The following is a 12,476-nucleotide window of genomic DNA, read 5'->3' on the forward strand; positions in this document are numbered from 1 at the left end:
TTATATTCTCTCAGATAAAGATATAATATCAACCACCGTTACAGTTGGTTGAGACAATTCACCATTTACTTGTAACACAGGTCCATGTACAATGCATTGACCTTTTTTCAATGTTGAAAGTCTATTCTCCCATTCTTTTTTCTCTGAAGAATCGTTAGATAGACTAGTAGCAATTGTAGAAATCTCTTGTTCTGGCGGCGCAAAATAAACCTTCTGTGAAGCATTTTGTAGCCTTGCTAATTCATCAGTAGCCAATTGAGATTTTAAAAATTGAGTTGCATACCATGCAGACCATCCAAATTTACGTCCTTCTTGTAAAATTCGTGCAGAAGGTGATTTTTCCGTATGATCAAGATTTTGTGCTTCATCCATTATGACAGGCATTGGATTATTTTTATTTCCAAACCTTACGGAATAATTCCAAAGATCCCATAAAACAAATTCTGTAATTATTAATTGAACGTCTCGAGGATACCCAGTCAACTGAATAATAAAAATCTCACCATTACTATCTACAACATCTTTCCAATTTATTGTATTTTCATGGCTAAATGGATTACGATCAATAAGCGGTCTTATTTGAGATAAAGCCGTCTTAGCATAGCTAGAACCATCTTCTTCTAAACATTCTCTAAGCTTTATTAGGCTCATATCTTCTCCATACTTATCCAATCCATTAAGAGTACCTTCATAAATCGCATTTAATTGTTGCACACCTAATGTGCTATATACAGCAGCAAATACACTCTTAATTCTTTCAGCAACATCCGTATTAGATTCCGGAAGCGTAATGCCTCCAATATCCCTTTCATTCTTTTGAAACGGATTAATTGGAAGCTGCTCACTATATACAATCTTTTGTTTTAACTTTGTACCCATTGCTTGTACAAATTCATCTTCTAATTGGTTTGGTAAAAATCCTTCTGTATAGTCAATAACAATACTTGGGATACCTTGCTTCGATTTTTCTAACAATAAGCATTGCATGAAATATGTCTTACCTTGTCCGGATTTACCTGAGATCAACAAATGTCTATTCGCCAATCCTTTATTACCATACTCCCAATAAATCTTTCTATTCGAGTTCTCTGCCTTCCCAATTAGAATTCGAGATTCTTCTAATCCTTGTGGCTCTCTTTCTTTTGTCCCTTCAAGAACTTCTATTGTATTATCGATTTTCTCTTTAGTAACCTCATTAGAATCGATAATTTCAGGCTTTGCTTCCACCTCTATATCAGCCTCTAATTCATTTTTTTCTGAGCGAAATGATGATGCACTTTCTATTTCGCTACAGGCACCTGTATATTTATGAGAAAGTAATTCTTCCTTAATAAAATCGCCTTCTGTTTCTTGAATCCACTTCTTCATATCTTCCATTGGTTGTATAAGACCACTATATCCATCAAACTCTGGAAGGCTTAATAAGGTAATCCCTTCATCCAGTTTGGCACTTCTATGATAAGCGTCTCGCTGGAAGGATAAAATTGCTCCTTCACCAATAGATGATTCTATTCCGTTGGAAATTATAAATTGATCTTTCAACAGTTTTTCAACCACTTTATTATTCAATTCATAATTTTTCTCTTCCCAGAATCTACTTTTCAATATTTTATTAGCATTAGAAATATAAAGTTGAGCAAAGAAATTACGATAGAAACGGCTAGCAAAAGAATTAGTTGTTAATGCATCATTGATTAATTTCTTCGTATGTTTAACTTGTTTTCTCGCCTTTTCTAATACATCGTTTTTATTAGCTCCGATTTTTACTTCGACAGGATAAAAATGCATCATTACATCATTCTCTACTTGTTCCAAACCTATTAACAGTAAATCATCACTATGAACACCTTTTACTCCTAAGTTTTTAGCTGTAAATATGCCATCTGCTTTCTTTAAATTAACAGCACCTGCAACTCTTAAAACTTCTTCTAGAGAAATTGGCACCCATAAAATGTCGCGATGTTCAAAATATGCTAAAGAGAATTTTATAGCAGAAATAATACTTAACTTCTCTCTAGAATAATGGCCCTTACTACCAATAACACGAAGTAACCATTCACCATTAAAAGTATTAAATGCTTTAATAGTACTTTCTACATTTTCTTTTTTACTCTCTACTTGTTTTTCCTTTAAAAATTCTTCAATAACAAAATGATATTGTTGCGATTTGTCCGTTACAGTAATAGCATCATATCTACTTGAAGAGGAATATTGATCACTATAATGAATAACGACTAGATTTTGCTCGTAATCATTAAAGAACTCCAGATCAAAACTTGGGTCTACAAATGTTACCCAATAAGAAGATTTGAAAATTTCTTCTAGAGTTTCTTCATCAGCACTCGTTGTTCTAGAAAAAATCGCTTCACCTTTTCGATACGTATTATTTCCACCATTATGAAGGTTTGCGCATAATTCATTAAAATAATACGTTGTTTGTGTTAAAAGATTCTCTTCCTCTACAGCATATGCTTTAACACCGAAACCACTCTTATAGTTTTCATTACTCTTCATTGAAGGTACTGTAGTGTATAACCCATCAATTGCTAAACCTGATAACATTTCATCCATAGATTGTAATGCATATCGCTCTTGCGCTTGCATTTTATAGAAAGAAATATGAGCATACTTATATTCTTCGCCCATTTCTTTTTTATAATAAAATAGCTTTTCACGAATAAATCGCAATATATCCTGGGGTTCATGCTGCTGTTTTGCGCCTAAATTAATATTAAATTTTGTTTGAAACTCCTCTACCGATTCTATTCTTGAGAAATTATCAAATGCACTGTCCTGGCCTTCTTCTTTATAAAGTGTAACTTCAACAGCTTTTAAACCTTCAGGCCCTTTTGATCTAATTCTTTCAAGCATCCAATTTACGATACCTCTAAAGGTTTCATGATCGTTTTCAATATTGATTAAATTAATTTGCAACGGTGCCTTAGAGTACTCACTAAATAAATAACCAAAGTGTCCTTCAAACTGCTGAATTTTATCCTCAATTACTTTTGCTAAATATTGATTAGCATCCGATACTGAAACTTGATTAACTGGTTTAAAGTCCATCCACTCTAATGCCATATTCTGATTATCTGGTCTATACAATTGATCTCGCTCATTATAAATATATGGAACTAGTCCATCTGGTTTTAATCGCTGTAAAATACTATTATCTACTTCTTCATTTAAAAGTAAATTATTCAATTTTAATTGGAAAGCGACCATAACTGGATGGAATGGTGTAAATTTAATTACATTATTCCCCATAACTGTTCCTAACTTAAACAAATCTCGTCCACGTTTGCCGGCCTCATGCCCTTCTTCAAAACTTTTAATCTCTTGTATAAAAGCATTCAAATATTCTTCTGCTCTTTTAACTAACTCTTCACTGTAATAACATAAGCTTGGTATACCTTTTTTAATTTTAAAGTAAGTTAAAAATCTACTATAAGCTTCTCTTAATTCATCGCTAATGGACACCTCTTCAGGGACCAATGCATCGGACTCTACTACGGCACATCTAAGTCCATTTTCAATCCATTGGTACTCCCACTCGAATAAGTTTTTATATTCCGGGCTTAAATAGAATTCTCTATTTCCAAAACGCAATCGATTATTTATCCATTCAAAATCTCTTTGCTGCTCACGCTTTAATTTCCAAATTCGCGCGCCATTAATGGGGGTAGATTCCGGTAACTCATTTTTCAATATAAATGGAATGATTGTTCCACTCTCCGTCAAGCGAATGTTAACTCGCATCTCTTCTTCATCATTATATGCTTCTGGTTGAGGGAGAATAGTAAGTTCATCATCTACGCTACAATCAATAGTTGCATTTTCCTCATAGACTTCCATTGATTTTTTGTTATAGCCTTGTCCAAATGAAAGCTCATTATCTTCATGCTGAAGTTCAATCAGGCACTTATTAGGAGCTATCAAATATGTTGTTTTAAAAGCATCTAATACATATGGGTCAATTGGTAGTACCACAATAAATAGTTCTACACCTAAAGTTGATTTATCATCATGCTTATAAGACAACCTAACAAATGTAGGTTGATTACTCTCTGTTTTTATAACCGCACTAAGGTTTATTTTCCCTACCGATACTTCTACATTTTTCTTAAACTTCGGAGGTACTTTTACGTATTTATTCGATAAACTTTTAACATTTCCACCTTGAATTGAAAATGCCACATTTAAATATACTTCTTCCTTACCTTCTGGATTAAATATAACTAAGTGTCTTTTTCTTTCTCCTGCTGCGGTTTCCTTTTGAGGTTTATCCCAAAAGTGCAACCCTTCTTTAACTGTCAACTCTTTTAAATTGATTGATGCCTTTTTATGAAGATCTAAATAATCTTGATGGAATCGATTAACATCAGCAAAGTTAATTTCTTGCCAATCTTCACGTTTTAATTTACTAGCTCCCTCAGGGGTGAACTTTTTTTCTAATTCTTCTGCGCCTAAACCAAAGTCATGAATTTTCCTAACAAATTCATATAATTCTCTATTCGCACTTAAACGTTCTTTTTGTTTATTCCCTTTAAAAGTAGCTAATTCTTCGTCTTTAAAAACTGCAAATTTTTGATAGTCTTTATCTTCTATCGTACCCTTTGCAAGAGTAGAAAAAATTTCTTCAAACTCAAAAAAAGTAACTTGTTGATGTGCCTGTTCTTGCTTAATCATCTCCATGTTTTCTATAAGGATAATTTGTGCAGTTTTATCCAACATACTGCTTTCAATTTCTTGTCTTAATCCCTTTACTATAGAATTAGGATGCAACGGCATTCCATCCTTTTGAAGGTCACTACTTCCACCTTGAATTGAATCCAACTGCTCTGAAACTATACTCAATAAAGCTGTATCTTTCCATACACCTTTTTGTTCACCGACTTGATTTCGTAAAGTAACTAAGAAATCTGGTTTAACATTTTCATTTGTATAGGCAATAACAAGTTGAACATTTTGTATTTCAACTGAAAATGTTTTATACGGTTCACCTAATTCATGTTTATATACAAATTGTTTAACATTTTTCTGCTCTTGGAATGCTTCTACTAAATTCTCTACATCCTCTACTTTATCTAGCTGTAAATAAAATCTATCACCGGCTTTTATTGAACGATTTTTAAAATCCCCCAATAACAACTCACATATATAATTATAAAATTCGTTTGACATACTGTGCATCACCACTATCACTTTTTTTATCTAGAATATTATGAGAATCAAATAGCTCGATAATCATCTTTTTCGAATGACGATCAAAAGCTACTCCCCTTTTTGAAAATTCCTCAAACAAACGATTTAACGGCATTCTCTCTTCTTTTACACATACAGCTGTTAAGAGTAACAGCATTTCATGACTCATATTAAAAACAGCCCCTATGCTGCCTCGATTTTTCAGAAAAACATCTGCCCCTAAATCTTCAATGTTCTCTCCAAACTTTTTACATGCATCTGTATTCATTCCCTCTTTTAGACAACTAAACAATGTTTTAAAAACCTCAGATATATCTTCTGGTGCATCTTTAGGTGTTACTCGCTTTGCCCAAAGCTCACTATATTTATTAATCCATTGTTTACTATCTGTTAAAAATTGCTCTGAAACATCCAATCCTTTTTCATTTATTAAATCTTTTAAGTATCTATAATTCATAAATTGAAAACTTTGCTTTTCATCCGCTTCTTCATCTTGAAGCTCGTTATAACTTAATTGAGACATCGTGTGTATATGCACAAATAAATTTGGTGCTTTATCTTTTATTCTTCTAAATCCTTCTAGGTCATCCGCAGCTTTTCTTCTCTTACTAATAGATTCCCATTCTAAAGCGAAATATAAAGGATTAGAATGCGTATAATCCGCTTCATCAAATTGTTCAAACTTCACAACTAATTGACAAACATACATAAAGCTATAAAAATGCGTAAGTAATGGGAAAGATTTCAAGAAGTAATCTTTATATTGACTCAAAAATAGCAAGTCTTCCTGGTAGAAATTCGCTAAAAATCCCATTAAAGGTTGATATTGTTTGACCGGATCTTTAGCTGGAATATCTAATTTATTTAATATGAGTTCTGTTAATATATCTTCACTTTCCTTATTCTTAAATATAGAACTAATACTTACTTCATCATGAACTAGCGCATCTTTTATAAATTGCCCATATTTCGGTAAATCTTTCTTCTCTTTAGGTGTAGCCATATAGTTAAATAAATATGGATGGATAGGTTTAATTTTATTATCTTGACCAAATAAATATTGATTTAAAAATCGGTCTAAATCATATTCCGCTTCCTGCGTATACTCAATTTCTTCCATAATTTGATCTACAAAAGGGTTTCTAGAGGAAAACAATTCCTCTTCTTCACTACTCTTCTTATCAACTAGGCGTAAACCACAAACATTTCGGACGTACTCACCTAAAACTTCATTAAAATTTCCACGTATTGATTTCGTTCTTTTTGTAACAAATGGTAAAATATCTACAACTTTACCAACATCATGTTTGTTATTCCCCAATAACTGTTCTAATTTATCTATTTTTAATAGTGTATCCATTAATCACTACTCCCTTTCAAACACAAACGCACCAAAATCATCTCGATTTAATTTATAGAAACGAGAATCATTAGGAAAATGTATCAATAACTCATTCTCTTTCTCTCCAAATTTCATGATTTTCTCTACAAACTCTGTAAATTTAATTGCATCTTCTTCATCTTTTTTATTTGGACAATATCCCTGACAAACTTTTACTAATAAATTGTATAGTTGATAATCAATATCCAATTCAATAATATTTTTTATATCTCCATCATGATACGCTAACACAAGCGATGATTTAAACGAGTCTAGTACATCATTTTGATTAAATTTCAAATGATCGATTGATGGCTTTAAATTAAGTTGTTGAGCTAATCTATACTTATCACTTGGCTTGTTAAGATAAATATATCCTTTTTTCGGACTTCCCTTCCATTTAAATAACGCCTCTTTTATTTCTTCATAAAAGACTTTAATTTCTTTTTTATTACCCGAATTGAAATCAAACAATTTGTTTACATATTTATGATACGTCTCATCCTCAATCTTTTGAGAGAAGTCTTCATTCGTTAAATATGTAATTCGAATAACAGCTTCTGAGAAACCAATGAATGATGGGCCATCTACTTTCTCTTCACTAATAAAAGGATTTAACCACCCTCTACCTTGATCAGATGTTACACAATGATTTAATATAGTATCCCATTCATTTAAAGTACTTAAATCAATAATAATTTGATCGATGTGTGAGGATCTTCTATGAACTGGGTCTAATTCATGTAAAGTCTTTAGGATAGGAGAACGCTCTTTACGTTTAAACATAAGATTAGGAACCGCTTGCTCTAACACTTCAAATTCTGAGAGAACTTCAATTACTTCTAATTTATCTGGAATAATAATGTCAGCTACAAAATTTAAAAATGCACGAGCAGATATAACTAATTTATATTTCACTAACGTTTGAATAATTAAATTAACAATTTGTTTTTGCACGTAAGGTTCCTGGATAAATTTATAATTCTCATGAACCATCGTTCGAATATTGTTTTTTGTATCCTCTTGATAAGCCAAATAAAAAGGATTCCCCTCTTCTTTATTAAATATTTTATTTAATAAAGTTAAAAAGAAAGTTGATTGTGGCCCTTTTTCTGTTAGTTCATACGAGTGATAGTCACCGAAACTAATTAGATCAAAATGATCTTCACTATAACAAGTAGTGATGCTTGAAGAAAATAGACCACTGCCGTCAACAAATTTATTTAAAGCTTCGTATGTATATTCTTCATGGTTTAACGTTATAAAGTTGTGAAGAACTCCCATATTGATTGCTAAAATAACTTTTTTATTTGATTGTCCAATTGATTGATCAGAGAAATCTTGAAGTATTTCTTCTAAAGTCTCCATCGCATTTTTGTTAGGAGAAAAACTTTCTGTAGCATCATTAAAAATTTGATACCCCTCTAATAATTCTGGTTTATTCTCTTTTAAATACGCTAATAAATGGGATTTACCATCTCCAACACTACCACAAAGGAGAATTAAGCTAGAGGAATTAAGTTCCTTATTTTTCACCAAAATACGCTCTAAGTCAGTTTGAATCTTTCTCTCTACATGCATATATTTTTTAAATTGGCTAAATGCATTTGCGTTTTCAATAGCCTCTTGTGATGAATCTTGTAACCTTTTTAGCTCTCTTAATAAATAACTTTCTCCCTCAGGAAGGTCTTTACAAAGGATGCTCTCTTCTGCTAAGTCTTCAATAATAGTTTCTTCTTTTTTTACCTCATCCTTATTAGTAATACCTATTAATTGCATGACTTGCGCTTTCACCATTTCTTGTATATCTGCTTCATTGCTTTGTGCTGGTCTTGGATGCTCATATGCAGGTATTTTTAATTGTTCAGGTGAATATACTTCATATAACCAAACAGCAATATTATGCATGACCTTATGCAATTTAAAAGCTGCACTAATATCATTAAACGAGCCATCATGCGCTGCTTTATTCCCCGTAAAACGAACTGTATCAAAGTCCTTCTGTACCTCCGCTGTTATATAACCTTCTTTTGCAAGATAAGAAATTTTATCATAAAGTGATGAAATATATGGCACCTTTATATCTTCTTGAGCGAATACCTCATTCAATATAGCCTCAGCAAATAACCTAGCCTTCACAATCGCACTTGCCGGGTCTTCATATATTAACTCTTCCATTTTTTTCGCATTAACCGCTGCAACTTGATTAATATGCTCTATAAAACTTAAAAAATATTTTTCTTCAGACATATTTACTATCCCTCACGCCATCTCATTAGTATTTTAATAATATTTTATCATATTCTTTTATAATTAATTAATAATCGTATGTGAATTACATAAAATATCCAAATATACAATCATACTCCCAATTACTATCTATATTTTATAAAATATTTGTAAAATTATATATAAATCTTAATACATATTTATAGTAACACTAAAACCGGTACTTATAACGTCACTTTCAATTTTAATTCGTATATCCTATCCATTCATTTAAAATGAACCATACATCTCCAACAACTTCCTACCCTCCTCAACAACCTCTTCCCTCAATCCCTTAGGCTCCAACACCCTAACCGAAGCACCCATCCCCAAAATCCACTTCTTAATCGATTCTTTCCCGCTCATCGTCGCCCGGAAAAGAATGCTGCCGTCCTCATTATGTGCTATCTTTTGATTCTCTCCCCAAATGGATTCTGGTACGGATACGGCGAACGGTGGATAGATGAGTAACTCTACTTCTAATGGCTCTTTCATGATGCCGAACTTCGGAAACTCTTCTCGGATATCGAATTTGTCGGGTATTTTATATGTATCATACAAAGTTTTAATATCTTTCATTCGAGATAGTTTAAACATACGTTTTTCTTTTTTATCATTACACAGTGCTAAGCAGTAAAAGAATTCGTTGTAGTGCACAAAACCGTACGGGTCGATAATTCGTTCTGATCTTTCACCAGATAGTTTCTCATACTGGATTTTTACTTTGCTTCTTATAAATAGCGCTTCTTGTAATTGTACATATTTTTGATTTTCATTCGAAAATACATAATTCGGCTTCGATTTTTGCACAAAATATATGTGGCGGTCTTTATTCGTTTCTACTTTCCGAACAGCATTCAATTTATCTAATGCTACTTGTGCGTCCCGTGAATACATGTCATTACCTTTTGAAACTAGTTTTTTTATAGAGAATGTTAACGCATCTAGCTCTTGTTGAGACATATTTTTAATAGGAAATAACGATGTATTCGAAAGAGAATAACCACCGTACCTGCCTTTTGTTGTCTCTATTTTTATACCTGCCATTTCAATATCATCACGATAAATACGGACCATCCGCTCTTTCACTTCTAACAACTCTGCCAACTCACTAATCCTCATTTTCCCTCTCGCATGTAGGAGTTCAATCATGTATAGGCAGTTACTTAATTTACTCATATAATTCCTCGTTTCTATTCATCCATCCTCATTCAAGTATAAAAGAATAGAATCATCTTTCAAGTTGTTTCTATATGCTTCCAAATCATCAATATATCACTCCAAAACGTTCAGTAGCACATCCATAACATACACCATCTCTATCAAGATGTTCCGGCAAAGTCTTTGTATTACAAAACTGACACTGCTGATATCTCCTTTTTCTAAAATCAGCCACCATACTATTACTCTCTTTCATTTCCACCGCTTTCTCATTGTCACTTAATTCTTCTAGATGTTCCCATAATAATATATGATGCGTAAACCGTGTCATATCTGGTGCGACTGGATAACTCCATACTAATCTATGAAACCCTATTTCTAATTCCATTTCTCCTGCACGAATAAACATGTTCGGATCAAAATCCAGCCCTCGAACTGCGAATTCGAAATCTAATTCTTTCAACTTAAAAAGCTCCAATTGTTTTAAAATAAATTGTTGTATCTCTGTTTTTGCTAATTTCATTAACGACTAATCTCCTTTATTACATTAAAACAAATGCCAAGTACATTCCTCTGCACTTGGCATTGCTTTTAAATATGAACTTCCTCTTTAGCAATGTCTGTTAACATCTGAATAATATTTTGACAGTCCGTATCATTAAATAACTCGTTCATAGCCTGTATAACACTATCTTCATCTAACCAATTACTTATATTACTTGTATTTGTGTAAATTCTTGTATACGACGCTTCTGGCCTTTTCGCTGCCGCGCTTATTTTTCTCCCTTTACTTTCAATCCTTGTTAATAGCGCCAATCTCTTTTGTGGTTCTAGTGGTCCAATTTCTAGCGTCAGTTTCAATCTATTATCCTTCAAACGTTCAAACCACATAATTGCACAGTTATTTAACCACCAATTCCATTTCGGTGTTCCAAATTGTTCTTCTAGTTTGCGAAACTCCGGCATAATAAATGATGGTAATCGGTGATGAATATTATAAAAACCTTCTTGGAACTTTTGTTCATGGGCGAATAATTGAAAAGCATTTGCTAAAGTATCCGCGTCTGTTTGACTACTCTCTACCGCAACAATTTCAGAAGAAGAATCTTCTTCTCCGTATACAAGCCCTTTTATAGTATCGCCTATAGCCGCCACCACTTGATTAAAATCAGCATTGTTATACATATCATTCATCACACAGAGAATTTCATCTTGATCTGCCCAATCACTTATATTTTCATATCCAGCATAAATTCTTGTATACATGGATCCAGCTTCTTTTGATTTTTCTTTAATGGTAATTCCATTTTCCTCTAACTTGTATAATAACTTTAATCTCTGCTTGTATTCCAATGGCCCAACTTCAACAATAAGCTTCATACGCCCATCTACTTTTCTTTCGAACCAAGTTATAAGAGCATTATTTAGCCACCACTCATGATTTGGAACCCCAACAATCTCATCAAGTTGTTTCCATTCTTCGAAAATGAAAGATGGAATGCGAATGTGTTCATGGTAACAATCTTCTGGTATTTGATTTTTCTCTACAAATTGTAAAAACGCTTCTCTCATGACGCTATTTCCAGCTCCATGTATAAAGTGGAGCGTTTCAGCATACTTCTTATAAATTTTGCGAAGATCTTCTTTTTCTTCAGCACTCAATTTCTTTACAGCGCTTAACAACTCTTTATTCACAAACTTTCCAACTACTTTTCCGTTACCATTTAAGCATAGAAAATCAACAGCGGCCTTATGGCTCTTATAAACTGTTAACGCTAGTTCAATGTCTTCCTCATCACGAACAAGTTCCCCCTCTAATATATCAATATAGTAGGAAAGAAAATCTTTTATCGTACTAGACGTATACTCACTATAAATATCTAATTGCCCTTTTAGTATATTTAATATATCTCCATAATCTAAAGTAAGATACGACTCATGACTCGGCGCACTACCATCTAAACTTAAAAAGATTGGAATGATCGTATACCCTGCATATTTTCCGCTAATAAAATCTATGTAATTTTGTAATTGTCCATCCGATTCAGATGACTTATATTTATTCTCAATAAGAATAGCAACCTTTTGTGCCTCTGATATCGCCAAAATATCAATTCGTTTATTATAATTCGTCTGTACCTCACGGAAAACTTCCAAATCTTGAAGAGACTGCTTATGTAACTTAATAAAATCATATTGACCAATCCGTTCCTCATTCTCTACTTTTACAAACGTTTTAGAAAGTATCTTATTCACAAACATAGAACCTAAATGATGATTCTCCGTTGGATCCAGTAACCAAGCAATCATATTAGAATGCCTAATCTCAAACTTATCCACCTTTAATATTTTAAAAGGATTAAAACGATTAAATTTACTATGTAGCTTCTCAAACTCAATTGAATTATCTAACAATGATAAAATTTCAAAATTATAATCCATTCCCCACACCGCCGTTTAT

The 12,476-nt window shown here is 32.6% G+C and carries 6 protein-coding genes; all 6 read right to left on the minus strand.

What is annotated here, in order from left to right; genetic code table 11:
- The 6 genes from dptH to COL05_RS04905 all read right to left on the minus strand — a co-directional run bounded on the left by dptH (window position 1) and on the right by COL05_RS04905 (window position 12,457).
- Window positions 1-5,184: a DNA phosphorothioation-dependent restriction protein DptH gene (dptH, locus tag COL05_RS04880; RefSeq protein WP_098667786.1), complete on the minus strand. Its 5,184-nt coding sequence runs from the start codon at window positions 5,182-5,184 to the stop codon at window positions 1-3.
- Window positions 5,165-6,565, minus strand: a complete 1,401-nt coding sequence (dptG, locus tag COL05_RS04885) for a DNA phosphorothioation-dependent restriction protein DptG (protein ID WP_098667787.1) — start codon at window positions 6,563-6,565, stop codon at window positions 5,165-5,167. Before dptG ends, dptH begins: the two co-directional genes overlap by 20 nt.
- Window positions 6,566-6,571: 6 nt before the next feature.
- Window positions 6,572-8,836 (minus strand): DNA phosphorothioation-dependent restriction protein DptF, encoded by a 2,265-nt coding sequence (gene dptF, locus COL05_RS04890; RefSeq protein ID WP_098667788.1) that lies wholly within the window; start codon window positions 8,834-8,836, stop codon window positions 6,572-6,574.
- A 249-nt stretch (window positions 8,837-9,085) separates the two neighbouring features.
- On the minus strand, window positions 9,086-10,033 hold the full coding sequence (locus COL05_RS04895; protein WP_098667789.1) for a helix-turn-helix transcriptional regulator: 948 nt from the start codon (window positions 10,031-10,033) through the stop codon (window positions 9,086-9,088).
- Between the two features lie 88 nt (window positions 10,034-10,121).
- Window positions 10,122-10,538 carry a hypothetical protein gene (locus tag COL05_RS04900; protein ID WP_098667790.1) on the minus strand — a complete coding sequence of 139 codons (417 nt, stop codon included), beginning with the start codon at window positions 10,536-10,538 and terminating at the stop codon, window positions 10,122-10,124.
- A 68-nt stretch (window positions 10,539-10,606) separates the two neighbouring features.
- Window positions 10,607-12,457 carry a PDDEXK-like family protein gene (locus tag COL05_RS04905; RefSeq protein ID WP_098667918.1) on the minus strand — a complete coding sequence of 617 codons (1,851 nt, stop codon included), beginning with the start codon at window positions 12,455-12,457 and terminating at the stop codon, window positions 10,607-10,609.
- Window positions 12,458-12,476: the final 19 nt, after the last annotated feature.

The organism is Bacillus sp. AFS059628 (genome assembly GCF_002571225.1).
GTDB lineage: Bacteria > Bacillota > Bacilli > Bacillales > Bacillaceae_G > Bacillus_A.

Excerpts from the sequence above, each read along its gene's own strand:
- dptF (WP_098667788.1), bottom strand. The coding sequence starts at position 8,836 with ATGTCTGAAGAAAAATATTTTTTAAGTTTTATAGAGCATATTAATCAA.
- dptH (WP_098667786.1), bottom strand. The coding sequence starts at position 5,184 with ATGTCAAACGAATTTTATAATTATATATGTGAGTTGTTATTGGGGGAT.
- COL05_RS04900 (WP_098667790.1), bottom strand. The coding sequence starts at position 10,538 with ATGAAATTAGCAAAAACAGAGATACAACAATTTATTTTAAAACAATTG.
- COL05_RS04905 (WP_098667918.1), bottom strand. The coding sequence starts at position 12,457 with ATGGATTATAATTTTGAAATTTTATCATTGTTAGATAATTCAATTGAG.
- COL05_RS04895 (WP_098667789.1), bottom strand. The coding sequence starts at position 10,033 with ATGAGTAAATTAAGTAACTGCCTATACATGATTGAACTCCTACATGCG.
- dptG (WP_098667787.1), bottom strand. The coding sequence starts at position 6,565 with ATGGATACACTATTAAAAATAGATAAATTAGAACAGTTATTGGGGAAT.